The organism is Dietzia aurantiaca (assembly GCF_021033825.1).
In the GTDB taxonomy this organism is placed as follows: domain Bacteria; phylum Actinomycetota; class Actinomycetes; order Mycobacteriales; family Mycobacteriaceae; genus Dietzia; species Dietzia aurantiaca.
Genome location: NZ_JAIFXZ010000002.1, coordinates 160,978 through 178,395, shown reverse-complemented (window position 1 = coordinate 178,395; position 17,418 = coordinate 160,978). Strand labels below are relative to the sequence as shown.

15 protein-coding genes are annotated in these 17,418 nt (G+C 69.2%); 7 read left to right on the top strand and 8 right to left on the bottom strand.

The window, feature by feature from the left end; translation table 11 throughout:
* Positions 1-54 precede the first annotated feature (54 nt).
* Together K3888_RS03415 and K3888_RS03410 are read left to right on the top strand one after the other, a co-directional pair.
* On the top strand, positions 55-717 hold the full coding sequence (locus K3888_RS03415; protein ID WP_230928828.1) for a potassium channel family protein: 663 nt from the start codon (positions 55-57) through the stop codon (positions 715-717).
* Positions 718-793: 76 nt separating this feature from the next.
* Positions 794-1,453 carry a potassium channel family protein gene (locus K3888_RS03410; RefSeq protein WP_230929075.1) on the top strand — a complete coding sequence of 220 codons (660 nt, stop codon included), beginning with the start codon at positions 794-796 and terminating at the stop codon, positions 1,451-1,453.
* Here K3888_RS03410 and K3888_RS03405 read toward each other — a convergent pair.
* Positions 1,428-2,288 (bottom strand): hypothetical protein, encoded by an 861-nt coding sequence (locus K3888_RS03405; protein WP_230928827.1) that lies wholly within the window; start codon positions 2,286-2,288, stop codon positions 1,428-1,430. The two genes, K3888_RS03410 and K3888_RS03405, sit on opposite strands and share 26 nt — an antisense overlap.
* A 47-nt stretch (positions 2,289-2,335) precedes the next feature.
* Here K3888_RS03405 and K3888_RS03400 point away from each other — a divergent pair, with 47 nt between their 5' ends.
* Together K3888_RS03400 and hrpA are read left to right on the top strand one after the other, a co-directional pair.
* A complete protein-coding gene (locus K3888_RS03400; RefSeq protein WP_230928826.1) occupies positions 2,336-2,524 on the top strand; it encodes a hypothetical protein in 189 nt (62 codons plus the stop codon).
* A 34-nt stretch (positions 2,525-2,558) separates the two neighbouring features.
* Positions 2,559-6,473, top strand: a complete 3,915-nt coding sequence (gene hrpA / locus K3888_RS03395; RefSeq protein WP_230928825.1) for an ATP-dependent RNA helicase HrpA — start codon at positions 2,559-2,561, stop codon at positions 6,471-6,473.
* 9 nt (positions 6,474-6,482) lie between these two features.
* Here the strand turns inward: hrpA and nrdR are convergent, their stop codons facing one another.
* Entirely contained in the window at positions 6,483-6,938 is a 456-nt protein-coding gene (gene nrdR / locus K3888_RS03390; RefSeq protein WP_230929074.1) for a transcriptional regulator NrdR, read from the bottom strand.
* Positions 6,939-7,049: 111 nt separating this feature from the next.
* Positions 7,050-7,541, bottom strand: coding sequence for a hypothetical protein (locus K3888_RS03385; protein WP_230928824.1), 492 nt, complete (start codon positions 7,539-7,541; stop codon positions 7,050-7,052).
* A gap of 230 nt (positions 7,542-7,771) precedes the next feature.
* Between K3888_RS03385 and lexA the strand changes: the two genes are divergently transcribed.
* Positions 7,772-8,440 (top strand): transcriptional repressor LexA, encoded by a 669-nt coding sequence (lexA, locus tag K3888_RS03380; RefSeq protein WP_230928823.1) that lies wholly within the window; start codon positions 7,772-7,774, stop codon positions 8,438-8,440.
* Positions 8,441-8,494: 54 nt separating this feature from the next.
* Here lexA and hflX read toward each other — a convergent pair whose 3' ends face one another.
* Complete coding sequence (gene hflX / locus K3888_RS03375) at positions 8,495-9,943, bottom strand: GTPase HflX (protein ID WP_230928822.1); 1,449 nt, start codon at positions 9,941-9,943, stop codon at positions 8,495-8,497.
* A 73-nt stretch (positions 9,944-10,016) separates the two neighbouring features.
* Positions 10,017-10,901: a diaminopimelate epimerase gene (gene dapF, locus K3888_RS03370; protein WP_230928821.1), complete on the bottom strand. Its 885-nt coding sequence runs from the start codon at positions 10,899-10,901 to the stop codon at positions 10,017-10,019.
* A gap of 119 nt (positions 10,902-11,020) precedes the next feature.
* Between dapF and K3888_RS03365 the strand changes: the two genes are divergently transcribed.
* Positions 11,021-13,201, top strand: coding sequence for a malate synthase G (locus tag K3888_RS03365; RefSeq protein WP_230928820.1), 2,181 nt, complete (start codon positions 11,021-11,023; stop codon positions 13,199-13,201).
* 101 nt (positions 13,202-13,302) lie between these two features.
* Here the strand turns inward: K3888_RS03365 and K3888_RS03360 are convergent, their stop codons facing one another.
* Genes K3888_RS03360 through K3888_RS03350 form a run of 3 tightly spaced genes read right to left on the bottom strand, consistent with a single transcriptional unit; the run spans position 13,303 to position 15,742 of the window.
* A complete protein-coding gene (locus K3888_RS03360; protein WP_230928819.1) occupies positions 13,303-14,049 on the bottom strand; it encodes an IclR family transcriptional regulator in 747 nt (248 codons plus the stop codon).
* Positions 14,046-14,999 (bottom strand): tRNA (adenosine(37)-N6)-dimethylallyltransferase MiaA, encoded by a 954-nt coding sequence (miaA, locus tag K3888_RS03355; protein WP_230928818.1) that lies wholly within the window; start codon positions 14,997-14,999, stop codon positions 14,046-14,048. The genes K3888_RS03360 and miaA overlap by 4 nt, the downstream gene beginning before the upstream one ends.
* Positions 14,996-15,742: a class III extradiol ring-cleavage dioxygenase family protein gene (locus K3888_RS03350; protein ID WP_230928817.1), complete on the bottom strand. Its 747-nt coding sequence runs from the start codon at positions 15,740-15,742 to the stop codon at positions 14,996-14,998. The genes miaA and K3888_RS03350 overlap by 4 nt, the downstream gene beginning before the upstream one ends.
* Positions 15,743-15,998: 256 nt before the next feature.
* Here K3888_RS03350 and K3888_RS03345 point away from each other — a divergent pair, with 256 nt between their 5' ends.
* Positions 15,999-17,390 (top strand): DUF349 domain-containing protein, encoded by a 1,392-nt coding sequence (locus K3888_RS03345; RefSeq protein WP_230928816.1) that lies wholly within the window; start codon positions 15,999-16,001, stop codon positions 17,388-17,390.
* The last annotated feature ends 28 nt before the right edge of the window (positions 17,391-17,418 follow it).

The following is a 17,418-nucleotide window of genomic DNA, read 5'->3' as shown; positions in this document are numbered from 1 at the left end:
AGTAGCGTAACCGGATGGACGCACGCGGTGTGCGCTGTGAGGAGTGAGACCGCCATGAAGGTCGTCATCATGGGGTGCGGGCGCGTCGGCGCGGCGCTCGCGACCGAGTTGGACGCCGCCGGGCACGACGTGGTGGTGATCGACCACGAGCCGCGGGCTTTCGGCCGCCTGTCCGAGGACTTCACCGGTTTAACCGTGACCGGCACGGGCTTCGACAGGGACGTGTTGGAGGGCGCGGGTATCCGCGACGCCCATGCCTTCGCCGCGGTGTCATCGGGCGACAACTCCAACATCATCGCGGCGCGCGTGGCACGCGAGACGTTCGGCCTCGACCGGGTCATCGCCCGGATCTATGACGCCGGGCGCGCCGAGGTCTACGAGCGCCTCGGTATACCCACCGTCGCCACCGTCCCGTGGGCGACCGGCCGGCTGGTGCGGTTCATCACCGCGGGATCCAGCCCGGTGCTCTGGCGGGACCAGACCGACTCTGTGTCACTCGTGGCGATCGATGCGCCGAAGGAGTGGGTCGGGTCGTCGGTCGACGCGCTCGCCCGCGCGGCAGGTGGACGGGCTGTGACCCTCACCCGCTTCGGCGAAGGCCGTCTACCGAACGCGGACACCCTCGTCCAAGCCCAGGACATCGTGCACCTCGCGGTCCCCTCCGCCACGGTCGCCGAGCTCAACGCATTGCTGAGACGAGGTCCCGCCGATGTCTGAGAACCAGATCCCCGACTACGCGGACGGGACCGGACTGCTCGACGAGTCGCCGATCCCGCCCGCCCGTCCCGCGATCATGACGGTGGTCGTGGCCGGCGCCGGCGTCGTGGGCCGATCGATCGCGCGGGAACTGCTCGCCAGTGGCCACCACGTGATCCTCGTCGACAAGGACGCCTCGGTGTTCGAGGCCGATCCCGTCGACGGTGCCGATCTGCACACCGGGGACGCCTGCGAGCTCAGTTTCCTGTCCCGGCTGGGAGTCGAGGACGCGGACGTGGTGGTGGCGGCGACCGGGGACGACAAGGCCAACCTGGTGGTGAGCCTGCTCGCCACCACCGAGTTCGCCGTCTCCCGGGTGGTCGCCCGGGTCAACAACCCCCGTAACGAGTGGCTCTTCGACGAACGCTGGGGTGTGGACGTCGCCGTGTCCACCCCGCGGCTCATCGTGTCGATGGTCGAGGAGGCGGTCTCCGTCGGCGACGTGGTCCGTCTGATGACGTTGCGCCGCGGTGGGGCGAATCTCATCAGCGTCACGCTCCCCGAGCAGACGCCGCTGGCCGGCCGGCCGGTCAACCGCGTCAGCTTCCCCCGCGATGCCGCTCTGGTCGCGATCCTGCGCGGCGGGCGTGTGATCGTCCCCGCCCCGGACGTCCCGTTCGAGCCCGGTGACGAGCTGCTCATGGTGGCATCCGAGGAGGTTGAAGCCGAGCTCAGCGAGGTGGTGCTCCGGGGCTGACGGTCACCGCGATCTCACGACCGTATCCCCACCCCGGGGCGAGCGGGAGGCTGTCACCGCTCCAGAAGCGGCCGGGGTCGTACCAGCTGGTGTCCCCCGCCGGCAGCAGGATCCCCATCTCCTCCAGTGTGGCTCCGACGACCTCGGCACAGTACGCCGCCTCCAGACGTCGGGCCGGCCCCCGCGCGAGAGCCGGCCCGCGTGCCCCGGCCCCGTCTGCTTCAGCGGTCGCAGCGGAGGCAGCCGCTTCTGTCCGCGAGCGCCGAAACCTCGGAAGCGGAGAACAGCCCCGGCGACCGTCGGGATTGCCGGCGTCGTCGTCGTCCCTCTCTCCGGGTTTCCTCCCGCACTGTCCGGCCCGGCCGCCAACCCCCTCGTCGGCGCCGACGTCCCCACTCCTCCCTGCCGCCCACCTGCCCCGTGCCCATCGCGCGGCGAGGCGTCCTGCCGACGGAAAAGACACGCCGTTCAGGCGGGCGATCGACTCGAGCAACGCGTCCTCCTGCCCGGGGCCGACCTCCGGACTGATCTGCCGGAACCACGCCCGCTGACCGTACGGGCCGGCCCACTGGCGGACCGCGGCCTCGAGGTCGTGCAGCTGAACACCCCGCTGGCGACGCCCCGTCCACACATCGGGCAACGCCCGGCCCATCTCCGCGTGCCACATCAGGGGCGGCATGTCCTCCAGCACCACCGCTATCCCGACGTGGTTCACAGGCGCGTTGGTCAGTGTCTGGATGAGCCTGTCGGCGGTCGAGCGGCCACGGAACACCCACAGGTCCCCGGTCCTCGTCCGTTCGGTGGCGGCCGCCAGGGGCACGGTGTCGACGGTCATGATGAGATCCTGCCAGGCCGTTACCAGTCCCCGCCTACAGTTGTCGCATGGCTCCTCGTGGACGGCAGTGGCTCAAGGTGGTCGGCGCGGCGGGCATGGCCGGAGTCGCCGCAACCGGAATCCTCGCGGCACGCTCCGAACGGCGGCGTCGAGCCTACGAGCCGGACGAGATCCGCGAACGGCTCCACGAACGCTACGCGCGGGTCCAATCCCGCCGGGAGAGCGGCGGCGACTGACCACCGCGCGAGGGGCTATATCCTTGCGGGCACCATGTCCTCGTCTTCCGCGCCCTCCACTGAGCTCCGCCGGGCCCGCCACGACCTGCTCGCTCGGCTCGACGAGGTCGGCACCCTCGACGCCCACCGGCTCCGGCCCCGCATCCGCCGCGCCCGCGCAGACCAACTGGCCGAGCTCACCGAGCGCGTCGACATGGCCGCCGAGCGGCTCCGGCGTCGGGCTGACTCGATCCCGATCCCCGAGTACCCCGGGCAGCTGCCGGTCAGCACCCGCAAGGACGAGATCGCAGAGGTCATCCGCGGCAACCAGGTGGTGGTGATCGCCGGCGAGACCGGCTCGGGTAAGACCACGCAAATCCCCAAGATCTGCCTCGAACTGGGCCGCGGTGTCCGCGGGATGATCGGTCACACACAGCCGCGCCGGCTCGCCGCCCGGTCGGTCGCCGAGCGCATCGCCGAGGAGCTCGGTGTACAGATCGGCGGTCTCGTCGGCTCCGCCGTGCGCTTCGACGACCGCACCAGCCCGGAAACCGCGGTCAAGCTGATGACCGACGGCGTGCTGCTCGCCGAGATCCGCCGCGACCGGCTGTTGCGCGCCTACGACACGATCATCATCGACGAGGCGCACGAGCGCAGTCTCAACATCGACTTCCTGCTCGGCTACCTCAAACAGATCCTGCCGAAGCGCCCCGACCTCAAGCTCATCATCACCTCCGCGACGATCGACCCCGAGCGGTTCGCCCGCCACTTCGCCGACGCCGGGGGCCGGCCCGCGCCGGTCATCGAGGTCTCCGGCCGCACCTACCCCGTCGAGATCCACTACCGCCCCCTACAGGTGGAGCAGGGCGACAGGGTGATCGATCTCGACCCACTGGACGGGCTGGCTGACGCGGTCTCCGAACTGCTCCGGGAGGACGACGGCGACGTCCTGGTGTTCCTCTCCGGCGAGCGCGAGATCCGCGATGCCGAGGAGGTACTGCGCGGACGTCGGTTCAAGAACACCGAGATCTTCCCGCTGTTCGCCCGACTCACCGCGGCCGAGCAGCAGAAGGCCTTCCGCGCCCATTCGACGCGCCGGGTGGTGCTCTCGACCAACATCGCCGAGACATCCGTCACCGTGCCGGGCATCCGCTACGTCGTGGACACAGGCCTGGCCAGGATCTCCCGCTACTCCACCCGCACCAAAGTCCAGCGGCTGCCCATCGAGCCGGTATCGCAGGCCTCCGCCGCCCAGCGCTCCGGTCGCTGTGGCCGTGTCGCGGACGGGATCTGCATCCGCCTGTACTCGGAAGACGACTTCGAATCCCGGCCCGAGTTCACCGACCCGGAGATCCTCCGGACCAACCTGGCGTCGGTGATCCTGTCCATGGCCGACCTCGACCTGGGGCCGGTGGATGACTTCCCGTTCGTGGAGCCACCGGACCGCAAATCCGTCCGGGACGGGATGACGCTGCTCACCGAACTGGGCGCCCTTCGCATCGACGACGACGAGCGGCCTCATCTGACGAAGGTCGGCCGCGAGATGGCGGTCCTCCCCCTCGATCCGCGACTGGCCAGGATGGTCGTGGAAGGCCACCGGAACGGGTCTCTCGGCGACATCCTCGTCGTGGTGGCGGCGCTCACGGTGCAGGACGTGCGCGAGAGACCGGCAGAGGAACGGGACAAGGCCGATCAGCTGCACCGCCGGTTCGCGGACAAGAGCTCGGACTTCCTCGGCTACCTCAATCTGTGGCGCTACATCACCGAGCAGCGGCGCGAGCTGTCCGGCAGTGCGTTCCGCAAGATGTGCAAGGCAGAGTACCTGCACTGGCTGCGCATCCGTGAGTGGCAGGACCTCACCGCCCAACTGCGGAGCATGTGCCGCGAACAGGGCTGGCGCCCGCCCTCCGAGCACGCCGTCGAGGACGATCTCCACAAGGCGATCCTGGCGGGACTACTCACCAATGTGGGAGTGCGCGACGAGGACCCACGCGAGTTCCGCGGCACCCGCGGGATCCGGTTCCAGGTGTTCCCGGGCTCGGACCTGGCCAGGAAGCCGCCGCGCTGGGTGATGGCATCCGAACTGGTCGAGACCTCTCGGCTCTGGGCGCGAGATGTGGCGCGAATCGACCCGGCATGGATCGAGCAGTTGGGCGAGCACCTGGTGCGCTCGCAGTACTCCGAACCCCACTGGTCCGACGCCCAGGGCGCCGCCATGGCATACGAGAAGATACTCCTGCTCGGCTTAACGGTTGTAGAGGCGCGGCGGATCCTGCTCTCGCGGGTCGATGCACCGTTGGCGCGGGAGATGTTCGTGCGCCACGGGATCGTCGAGGGCAGATGGACGACGCGGGTCCCGGCGATCATCGACAACGCGAGGGCTGTCGAGCAGGCCCGGGAGCTGGAAACCCGTAGCCGTCGGCGTGACCTCGTGATCGACGACGAGGCGCTGGTCGGGTTCTACCTCGAGCGCCTTCCCGCGGACATCACCTCCGGTCGGCACCTCGAATCATGGTGGAAGAAGAAGGGCCACCGCGATCCCGCTGCGCTGCGCCTGACCGACGAGGACATCCGCACCGCGGAGAAGGCGCCGAATGCCGCCGCTTTTCCGCCGTTCTGGCAGCAGGGTGAGCGTCGCTTCGAACTGCACTACGAGTTCGAACCCGGTGGCGCCGCGGACGGGATCACGGTCCGTATCCCGCTCCCGCAGCTCAGTTCCGTGACCGCAGCGGGGTTCGAGTGGCTCGTCCCGGGGTTGCGCGAGGAGCTCTACACCGAGATGCTGCGGACGCTGCCCAAGTACCTACGGCGGATGTGCTCGCCACCGGCCGAATACGCCGGTCTGTTGCTGGACGATGTCAAGCCTCGCTCGGCCCCTCTGCCCGTCGCGTTGGCGAAGGCGCTGTCGACCCGGATCGGGACCACCGTGGATCCGAGAGAGTTCCGACCGGAGCAGTTACCTGATCATCTGCGTGTCAGGTTCGAGGTCGTCGACGGCGACACGGTGGTCGACGCGGGGACCGACCTCAGAGCACTGCGTTCCAGACTCACCGACAAGGTCCGTTCCACCCTCAATCGACGGCTGATCCCCGACGACGGGCCGCACCACGAATGGACTGCCGACACGATCGGTGATCTGCCTCCCTCGGTGACCGGGTCGGTGGACGGCGTCGAGGTGACCGTCTATCCCGGCCTGCGGGTCGCGACAGACGGCATCCACCGGGTCGCGTGCACCACCGAGGAGGAGCGCCGGGCGACCCAGACCAAGGCCGTCCTGTCCTTGATGACCGCTGATCTCGTCGCACCGTCGTCGATCCTCCGGGGGCGCCCGGTCGAGCAACGTCTCGCCCTCAGCCAGTATCCGTACGGCGGCATCGATGCTCTGATCTCGGATGCCTCTCTGGCCGTGTGCGCTCGACTGATCGCGGCCCGACAGGGAGCGCCGGTACTCGAGGTCGCTGATTTCCAGGAACTACGTGCCACCGCGCGGGCCGAGGTGCCGGGGGCTGTCGCCACCTCCATCTCGACCGTCGTGACAGCGTTGGTCCGGGCTCAGCAGGTCTCGGCACGCCTCGCGGAGTCCCCGCCCACGCTCGCTGACACTGTTCGCCCCTCCCTGGAGTATCTGACCGGTAAAGGGTTCCTGGCCCGGCATCCCGCGTCCGTGCTGCCGCATCTGGAGCGACATGTCCGAGCCGTGTCGATGCGTCTGGATCTGGCGGAGAAGGCGCCGGGGCGCCACGCCGAACTGTCGGCACGGCTTGCCCGCGCGGAGTCCACGGTCGAGGAGGCGTGTGCTGTGCTGCGCGCGCGGCCGGGTGGCGCCAGAGCGATCCGCGACCTGCGGTGGATGCTGGCGGAATACCGGGTCGGGCTGTTCGCCCAGTCGCTCGGTACGGCCCAGTCGGTATCGCCGGAGCGGATCGACAAGGCTGTCAGGGCCGCACTGTCCCAGAAGTCCTCGCGTTGAGCCGGCCGGCTATCGAGTGTCGCGGCGCTCTTTGAGAGCGATGATCTCTCGTTCGAAATCGTCTGCCGAACTGAATTGCTTGTATACGGAGGCGAACCTCAGGTACGCGACTTCGTCCAGGTCCTGCAACGGCCCCAGGATGGCGAGTCCGATTTCGTGCGCAGGGACCTCGGAGGCGCCTCGTGCGCGCACCGCGTCCTCGACCTGCTGCGCGAGCCTGCGGAGCGCGGTTTCCTCCACAGACCTCCCTTGGCATGCACGGCGCACGCCTCTGACCACTTTGTCGCGGCTGAAGGACTCGGTCACTCCATTGCGTTTGAGGACCGTCAGCAGAGGCGTCTCGAGAGTGGTGAACCTGTGCCCGCATTCCGAACACTCGCGACGGCGTCTGATCGCCTGCCCCTCGTCGACGGACCGGGAATCGATTACCCGGGAGTCCTCGTTGTGGCACGTCGGGCAGTACATTCCCGTTCCGCCCTTCATTGACCGGATCTCACGTCCCCAGGTGAACTGCTCACCGGGACGGAGACGGACCATGTGCCGTCTCTACTCCAGTCTAAGAGGCCGACCAACCGATCACGCGTAGGCGGGCCCGCCGAGGAAGGCCAGCGCCAGGAGCATCGCAATCCCGAAAAGGACTCCACAGACGACCAGCGCCCACGTCGGCACGTCATCCACCACTCCCACGGGCGCCGTCGCCGGCGCCTGCACCTCGCACGCGCGCACAGACCCCGCCGATCTGACCACGATCCGACGACCGGGCGCGACCGGGGCAGCAGAAGTCGAGCGACCCCTCGCCAGCGATCGGTCGAAGGCCACACCCCGGCCCTGCGCCGACCGGCGTGCCGATACCGGCCGCACGCGATCCGTGACCACAGCCCCACCGGCAAGTCGGCCCTTCGAACGGACCACCGGCCGGGTACGTGAGGCGACGGGCGGCAGAGCGGACGCCGGCCGCCCGCCCCGGCCCCCCGAGTCCCGGACCGGGCCGACGCCGTGTTCCCCTGCGCAGACCTCGGTCCAGCTCCGCGTGAGGTGCGCGTGCGACTGAAGTTCCTGAACGGTCATGGTCACTCCCTACTCGACAAACTGTGCGACACACAATCGCACGTTTGTGTGTGTTATCCGAAACACCTGTTCGAACTCGAACACTGCCTAGAGTTGTATCACGCGACTCCGACAGAGTCACCACCCGAGCGCGAAATTCTTCGAACAGGTGTGTGGCGCTTCGTTCCCGGCCCGTCTAGGGTGTAGACACAGAGAGACGTCGAACATCCATTCGCCGAAGGGACATCGCGATGCCGAAACCGGACTTCGAGGCGCTCACGCCTCGTCAGAAGAACGTGCTGCTACATATCCACGACACCGTGAAGGACCGTGGGTATCCGCCGAGCATCCGGGAGATCGGCGATGCGGTGGGGCTGCAGTCCACCTCCTCCGTCGCGCATCAGCTCCGGACCCTCGAGAAGAAGGGCTTTCTGACCCGGGATCCCCACAAGCCGCGGGCGGTCGACGTGCATGGCGTCCCGGGCCAGAAGTCGCGGGGTCGGCGAGCGCCCACCCCGCCTGAGGGGCGCCCGTCCGGGGCAACGGAGCCGGTCTATGTTCCCGTGCTGGGGCGCATCGCCGCCGGGGGGCCGATTCTGGCTGAACAGGCGGTCGACGAGGTGTTCCCGCTACCCGCGGACCTGGTGGGTTCGGGGGAGTTGTTCATGCTCAAGGTGGTCGGCGAGTCGATGATCGACGCCGCGATCTGCGACGGCGACTATGTGGTGGTCCGTCAGCAGAACGTGGCCGACAACGGCGAGATCGTGGCCGCGATGATCGATGGGGAGGCCACGGTCAAGACCTTCCGGAAGGACGAGACGGGCGTCTGGCTACTTCCTCACAATCCCGCGTTCAGCCCCATCCCCGGCGAGCATGCGACGGTGCTCGGCAAGGTTGTGACGGTCTTCCGCAAGATGTGACGTTCACGAGAAGTCCCCAGTCCGGCCCGCGCCGCCTGGTCCCGGAACCCGGGCTCAGGCGGCGCCGCCGTGTGTGCCGTCGGTCAGGAACTCGGACACCTCGCCGGCCACAGACTGGGGTAGCCGCACCGTGATCCTCGTGCCCTCCTGCGTGTGCGCCTCAGCGAGAACCGCGCCCTCCGCGTGCACCCGGGAGATCACCTCACCCCGCCGGTAGGGCACGAGCAACGTGACCTCGGTGTCACCGGAGGCGATGATGTCCATGATCGCCCCGAGGAGCTCGTCCATCCCCTCCCCCGTCGCGGCGGACACGAACACGCCGTCCGGAACCGCGTGATGCAGCTCGGTCAGCACCAACGGGTCTGCCGCATCGATTTTGTTGATCACGACCAACTCACGGGGCCGCTCGGCGCCCTGCTCCTCGACGACGTCGTTGATCACCCTGCGCACCGCTTCGATCTGGTGCAGCGGCATCGGATCCGAGCCATCAACCACGTGCAGGAGCAGTTCCGAATCGACGACCTCTTCCAGAGTCGATCGGAATGCCTCAACGAGTTGCGTGGGAAGGTGTCGGACGAAGCCCACGGTGTCGGTGAACACGACCGTTCTGCCGTCCGGGAGATCTGCACGCCGGGTCGTGGGGTCCAGGGTGGCGAACAGCGCGTTCTGAACGAGCACGCCGGCTCCGGTGATCCGGTTCAGGAGACTCGATTTACCGGCGTTCGTGTACCCGGCGATCGCGATCGACGGCACCGGGGTGGCACGACGGCGGTGACGCTTGGTGTCGCGAGCCTGCTTCATCCCCTTGATCTCGCGTCGCAGCTTCGCCATCCGCTCACGGATCCGGCGGCGGTCGGTTTCGATCTTGGTCTCGCCGGGACCGCGCAGGCCCACGCCACCGTTGCTGCCGGCGCGGCCACCTGCCTGCCGGGAGAGCGACTCGCCCCAACCCCGCAGCCTCGGAAGCATGTACTCCATTTGGGCCAGCGAGACCTGCGCCTTGCCTTCGCGGCTCGTGGCGTGCTGGGCGAAGATATCCAGGATCAATGCGGTTCGGTCGATGACCTTGACGTTCACGGCCTTCTCCAGCGAGATCAGCTGGCCCGGGGTCAGCTCACCGTCACAGATCACCGTATCCGCGCCGGTGGCGGCGATCACATCCTTGAGCACGCTCACCTTACCGGAACCGATGTACGTCGACGCATCGGGCTTGTCCCGGCGCTGGATCAGCGCGTCGCACACGTCGGACCCGGCGGTCTCCGCGAGTTGGGCGAGCTCGGCCATCGCCGCGTCGGCCTGGGTGGACGAGCCCTCGGTCCACACCCCGACGAGCACGACCCGCTCCAGTCGGAGTTGCCGGTACTCGGCATCGTTGACGTCCTGCAGCTCTGTGGACAGACCCGCGACCCGGCGCAGCGAGGAGCGTTCCTCGAGCTGCAGTTCGCCGATGGAGGGGTCGAGGTTACGTAGTGGGCGGTCCGCCGCCCTGGATTCGTTAGTCATTCCCGGCCATCATCTCATACCAATCCCGGTCATGCCGCCGGGCGCCGACCCCGGGATAGACGGAGAACGTGCACTACGACCTCCGGAATGTGCCCTCCGCGACGAGTACCGACGGGCCGGTGAGCGTGGATCCGCTCTCGGTCAGGCCGACGGCGACCTCCCCGCCCGGCACCGTGACGACGACCTCGCCGGCGGTCCGGCCGGCATCCGCGAGCGCGGCCACCGCCGTGGCGACGATCCCGGTCCCGCACGACATCGTCTCGCCCGCCCCACGTTCATGGACCCGCATCGAGACGCGGCCCTCCCGCATGGGCGTCGAGATCTCCACGTTGACCCCTTCCGAAAAGAAATCCGTGTCGAACCCCGGTTGGCGGTGGAGGGGAAGCGCCGCAAGCGTTTCACCATCGAGTCCGGGCACGACACAGGCGAGGTGGGGATTGCCCATGTCCACCGCGATCCCGGCGAACGTCCGATCCCCGACCTGCACTGACGACAGACCGAGAAGCTCCGGCTGCCCCATATCGACGCGGACCACCGCACGATCTCCGCGGTGTTCGAGGATCCGGGCCGGTCGCGGCCCGGAACGGGTGCCGACCCGGACCTCTCCCGTCTCCGCGCGGCCGGTCGCGACCAGCGCGTGGGCGAACACCCGGACCCCGTTGCCACACATCTCGGCGATGGAGCCATCGGCGTTGCGATAGTCCATGAACCAATCCGCCTCGCGCACCCCGTCGGGCAGTTCGGACAGGACCGCCTGTTCCACCAGCGCCCCTGCGGTGGCGATCCGCAGGATCCCGTCCGCTCCGATACCCGCGCGGCGGTCGCACAGGGCACGCACGAGATCGGAGTCGAGTTCGAGCTCGGCGCGGTCGTCCGGCAGTAGAACGAAATCGTTCATGGTGCCGTGCCCCTTGATGAACGTGATCTCCGCCGGAGCCACCGACCTGTTCTGCGCCATGGGCCGAATCCTACCCAGAGGGCCCGGCGTTCCACACTGTGGAAATGCCAGATGAAGCCGTCAGAGGCGCCAACTAGAGTCTGAGCCGAGAACGATCCCCTAACAGGAGGAGAGCATCGATGTCCGATCGCATCACCGTCGGCGGAATCCAGGTCGACAAGGTCCTGTACGACTTCGTCAATTCGCAGGCGATCCCGGGTACCGGGGTCGACCCCGACGCGTTCTGGGCAGGCGCGGCGGCGATCTTCACCGACCTCGCGCCTCGTAACCGGGAACTTCTGGGGGTGCGCGACGAACTGCAGTCGAAGATCGACGCGTGGCATCAGGAGCACCCGGCCCCGATCGATCCCGCCGCGTACAAGACGTTCCTCCGGGAGATCGGGTACCTCGTCCCCGCGCCCGAGTCCGTCTCGGTGAAGACCGCAGGCGTCGACGAGGAGATCGCGACGATCGCCGGCCCGCAGCTCGTGGTGCCGATCACCAACGCGCGCTTCGCGATCAACGCCGGCAACGCGCGGTGGGGTTCGCTCTACGACGCCCTCTACGGCACCGACGCCATTCCGGAGTCCGATGGTGCGGAGCAGGGTAGCTCCTACAACAAGGTGCGAGGCGACAAGGTCATCGAGTGGGCCCGCGAGTTCCTCGACGACGCGGCCCCGCTCGAGACCGGCAGCCATGTCGGCTGCACCGGCTACGCGATCGTCGACGGCGCTCTGCAGGTCACGCTCTCCGACGGGTCGACCACCGGACTCCGGGACGCGGCTCAGTTCGTGGGCTATCTCGGCGATGCCGGGTCGCCGTCGTCGGTTCTCCTGCGCAACAACGGTCTCCACATCGACATCGAGATCGATGCGGATTCCCCGATCGGCTCGACCGACGCCGCCGGCGTGAAGGACGTGACCCTGGAGTCCGCGGTCACCACCATCATGGACTTCGAGGATTCGGTCGCCGCCGTGGACGCCGAGGACAAGACCCTCGGGTACCGCAACTGGCTGGGGCTGATGAAGGGCGATCTGTCCGAGGAGATCTCCAAGGGCGGCAAGTCCTTCACCCGTGTCCTCAATGACGACCGGGTGTTCACCTCACCGGACGGCACCGGAGAGGTGCGCCTGCACGGCCGTTCCCTGCTCTTCGTCCGGAACGTCGGGCACCTCATGACCAACCCGGCTGTCCTGGACGCCGAGGGCAACGAGCTCCCCGAGGGCATCCTCGACGCGCTCGTCACCGCTCTCGCCGGTATCCACGGCATCGCCGAGGGCAACGAGCGTGGCAACAGCCGTTCCGGCTCGATCTACATCGTCAAGCCCAAGCAGCACGGCCCTGCCGAGGTCGCGTTCACCAGCGAGCTGTTCGGCCGTGTCGAGAAGCTCCTGGGCCTTCCGGCCAACACACTCAAGGTCGGCATCATGGACGAGGAGCGCCGCACCTCGGTCAACCTCGCGGCGTGCATCGCCGAGGCCACCGAGCGCGTCGTGTTCATCAACACCGGCTTCCTCGACCGCACCGGCGACGAGATCCACACCTCCATGGAGGCCGGCCCGATGATTCGCAAGGCGGAGATGAAGTCCGCGCTGTGGATGAGCGCCTACGAGGACTTCAACGTCGACACCGGCCTGGCCTGCGGTCTCCGCGGTCGCGCCCAGATCGGTAAGGGGATGTGGGCCAAGACTGATCTCATGGCCGAGATGCTCGCCGAGAAGATCGGCCAGCCCGAGGCCGGGGCCAACACCGCCTGGGTCCCGTCGCCGACGGGTGCGACCCTGCACGCCACGCACTACCACCGCGTGAACGTGATGACGCGCCAGGAGGAGATCCTGTCCGGCGGCCCGCGCGCCTCGGTGGACGAGATCCTCACCGTGCCGCTGGCGCCCAGCACGGACTGGACGGACGCGGAGAAGAAGGAGGAGGTCGACAACTCCTGCCAGACAATCCTCGGCTACGTGGTGCGCTGGGTCGAGCAGGGCATCGGCGTTTCCAAGGTTCCGGACATCCACGATGTCAATCTCATGGAGGACCGCGCCACCCTGCGCATCTCCTCGCAGCTGCTGGCCAACTGGATCCGCCACGGGATCGTCTCCGCCGAGTTCGTCGAGGACTCCCTGCGCCGCATGGCCGAGATCGTCGACGGCCAGAACGCCGGAGACGACGCGTACCGGAACATGGCTCCGAACGTCGAGGAGTCCATCGCCTGGCAGGCCGCCCGTGAGCTCGTCCTCGAGGGCACAACGCAGCCCTCGGGCTACACCGAGCCGATCCTGCACCGGCGCCGCCGCGAGTTCAAGGCCGCCAACGGTCGGTGACCGCCGGGGCCGGTGACCACCACGGCCCCGCGCGATCGGCGATCCACGCGTAACGAGAGCCGGCCGTCCACCCGGGTGGACGGCCGGCTCTCGTCGTCAGGTCACGGGTTCAGCCCGGCCACCGCCGCACGCAGGATCCCCACAGCGGCGTCGCGGCGATCGGAGGTGAACCGCGCCTCGGGGCCGGATGCGGACACCGCGAACGAGGCGGCGCCCTCCCCCACGGCTATCGCCACGCACCGTACCCCCTCCTCCTGCTCGGATTCGTCGGTCGCGAAACCCGAGCGACGGATCCGGTCGAGTTCGGCGATCAGCGCGTCGGGGCGAACGATGGTCGTCGAGGTGTAGCGACGCATACCGGCCCGACCGAGCATCGCGCGGACCTCGTCGTCGTCGTCGCCCGCCACCAGCGCCTTCCCCACGGCGGTGCAGTGGACCTCCACCCTGCGCCCCACCTCGGTGAACATCCGCATCGAGTGCGGGGAGGGCACCTGGGCGAGATACACCACTCCGTCCCCCTCGCGGACGGCCATGTTCGCGGTCTCGCCTGTCCCGGCCACGATTGCCCGCAGAACCGGCTCGGCCCATTCCAGGGTCGCGCGCCGGGCGGCGTCGCCGACCCGCTGAAGGCGGGGGCCCAACAGGTAGTCGCGCCGCGCATCACGGCGCAGGTGTCCGCTCTCGGCGAGCGTGCCGCACAGACGGTGGGCCGTCGCGGCGGCCAGGCCGGTGTCGGCGACCAGGTCACCGAGGGACGCGCGCCCCCCGCGCAGTGCGAGGGCGTCCAGCAACGCGAAGGTGCGATCCACGGACTGGACGCGGGGCCTGCCCGCACCGGGCTCGCTCATCGTCGGGCCTCCTCGAGAGTCTTCAGGGCGGCACGCAACGGCCCGCCGGGGCGCGCCTGCCCGCCAAGGGTGTCGGTGTCGATCCAGTGGATCCGGTGGTCACGGCCGAACCACGACCGCTGTCGCCGGACGTAGCGGCGGGTGCCGATGAACGTGCGCTCCTCCGCGCTGGCGGCCCCGGCTTCGTCGATACCCAGGTCGTCGTCCATCTCGTCGAGTACCTGCGCGTAGCCGATCGCGCGACGCGCGGTGACGCCGTCCCGCAGGCCCACGCCGACCAGCCCCCGCACCTCGTCGACCAGTCCGTCGGCGAACATCGCGGCCGTGCGCGCTGCCAGTCGCTCGTCCAACTCGGGCAACCCGCACCGCAATCCGATGATCCGGGTCCCCCACCGGGGCTCGCCGATGGTCGGGCGGGAGGCCGAGAACGGGCGCCCGGTGATCTCCACGACCTCCAACGCCCGGACGGTGCGACGCGGGTCGGTCGGCAGGATGGTGCGGGCCGCCTCGGGGTCGATACGGGACAGTTCTTTGTGCAGCGCGGCCACCCCGATCTCCTCGAGCCGGCGCTCGTACCGCGCCCGCACCCGCGGGTCGGTGTCGGGAATGGACCAGCCGTCGATCAGCGCCTGCAGGTACATCATCGAGCCACCGCACAGGATCGGCACGTTCCCCCGTTCGCGGATCTCGGAGATCTCCTGCTCGGCCTCATCACGGAAATCGGCGACGCTGGCGGTCTCGGTCACGTCGAGGACGTCGAGGCGGTGGTGCGGGATCCCCCGACGCTTGCCCGGGGGGAGCTTGGCCGTGCCGATGTCCATACCGCGGTACTGCTGCATGGCGTCGCAGTTGATGACCTCACCGCCGAGGGTCTCGGCCAGCCCCAGGGCGATCTCCGATTTACCGGTGCCGGTGGCGCCCACCACCGCGATCGGGGTCGTGTCGGTCACCGCGGGCCCCCGTCGTAGGCCGCGCATCCCGTGGCGGACGAGCCGGCGGCGGATGTCGCACGGGACGGGATCGGCTCCCACCGCGCGGCGTGGTAGCCGACGCCGAACGGTGCCCAAGAAACCGTGTCGACCGCGGTGCGGTCCCCCACGAGCCCGGCGAGGGCCAACCAGGAAGGGCGGCTCCACCACCCCACCTCGGCCGACGCGGCCGGGCCGGGGTCCGGGAGGGCGCCACCGTCGCGCAGCCACGCGGTGAGTGCGGCGTCGAGAGCCACCCCGCGAGGGTCCTCCGGGACGGGCGCGCGGGGGGTCAACGAGGCGGGGCCATCCGCGACGACGACGACGAGAGCGTCGCCGCCGGACACCTTCACCGGTGTCGAGTTCGCGATCCGACCCTGCTCATCCACCGCCTCGAACGTCCGCGGTAGCCCCGAGCCCGCCCGGTCGAGCATCCACCACGCGATCAGTGCCGCATCGGGCACGCTCCCCTGCGGGGCCGACGGGGCGCTCGGACGTCCGACTCGAACGTCGGCGCCCCACCGACGCAGGGACGAGCTGACGTCCTGCAGGGTCCTGCGCTGCGGGTCGGTGCCCACCACCACGACGCGTGACGCTGAGACGGACGCCCGCCGGAGCTGTTCACACAGCATCTCGACCTCACGGGTGCTCTCCACGGCTGCTGCGCCGGACAGCTCGGGCACCAGGACCGGTGCACCGGGGATCAGAACGACGGGACTGCTCACATCAGGGAACCCTACTGGCCCCCCCGGCGAGGGTCTTCCGATGCCACACGGGGCGTGTGGCCGGGCGTCCCCGCGGCCCGCCTCTCCGGCGGAGTCGCACGACTATCCGGCGCCACGTACAGATACAGCCGACGAACGTGGCTGCGTTGGTACACACTAGGAGGATGCCGGCCCGGTGGCGGGACGGCGAGGCGATGACCGGGATGCCAGCCCGGCGACGGTGCCGTGATACGCGGCAGAAGGAAACGAGGACCACATGAGCGACCAGTCACCCACCGCCACGAGCGGTCAGGAGTCCGGAGGGACGTCGCCGACCCCCGGGCCCGGGACCCGTCCCGGGCCGCGCCCGGGAGCCCCTTCCCCCGCCGCGATGGCCCGGAAGGCCACACCGAGCCCTGCCCCGGCAGCGGAAGCCAAGGCCACCCGCGCCTCCGATCCCGCCGAATGGGGTCGGGTCGATGAGTCGGGCGCGGTATTCGTCAGGACCGCTGACGGTGAACGTCAGGTCGGCTCGTGGCAGGCGGGGGTCCCGGCCGAAGGGCTGGCCCACTTCGGACTTCGTTTCGATGATCTCGCCGCCGAGGTCTCCCTCCTCGAGACCCGCCTGGACACACATCCCCAGGACGCCCGGAAGACTCGCGCGTCCGCTGAGGTCCTGGCCGAACAGATCCCCACCGCCGCCGCGGTGGGCGACCTGGACTCACTCGCGGTGCGGGTGGCCGCAGTGGTCGAACGTTCGGGTGAGGTCGAGGCCCGGGCTCGTCAGCGCAAGGACGAGCAGCGCTCCGCGGCGATCGCCCGCAAGGAGGAACTAGCGTCCGAGGCCGAGGAGATCGGCGCGTCGTCGACCCAGTGGAAGGCGGCCGGCGACCGGCTCCGGGAGATCCTGGACGAGTGGAAGACGATCCGTGGTATAGACCGGAAGACCGACGACGCACTGTGGAAGCGGTTCTCCAAGGCGCGCGAGGCATTCAACCGTCGCCGCGGTTCCCACTTCGCCGAACTCGATCGCAACAGGGCATCGGTGAAGCGGGTCAAGGAAGAACTGGTCGAACGAGCCGAGGCCATGTCCGGCTCCACCGAATGGAACGACACCGCCACCTCGTACCGGCGGCTCATGGACGAATGGAAGGCGGCCGGCCGGGCACCGCGTGAGGCGGATGATGCCCTGTGGAAGCGCTTCAAGGCCGCGCAGGACACCTTCTTCGACGCCCGGCACGCCGCCGCCGCCGAACGCGATGCGGAGTTCGAGGTGAACGCCGAGGCCAAGGAGGCTCTCCTCAAGGAGTACGAGGGCCGGATCAAGCCCGGCACCGACCTGGCCGCCGCCCGCGCGACCCTGCGCGAACTGCAGTCGCGTTGGGAGGAGATCGGGAAGGTTCCCCGCGATCGGATGGGTCCGCTCGAGAACCGGATCCGGGCGATCGAGAAGTCGGTTTCGGAGGCCGCCGACACCGAGTGGCGTCGCACCGATCCGGAGGCCAAGGCCCGCGCGGGGCAGTTCTGGGACCGGGTCCGCGACTTCGAGGAGCAGGCGGAGAAGGCCGAAGCCGCGGGCAAGAGCAAGGACGCCGACAAGGCACGCTCCCAGGCCGCCCAGTGGCGGGAGTGGGCGGAGGCCGCGGAGAACGCCGTCGACACGCGCTGACCGGGTCAGCGATACGCGCCGGCCGATG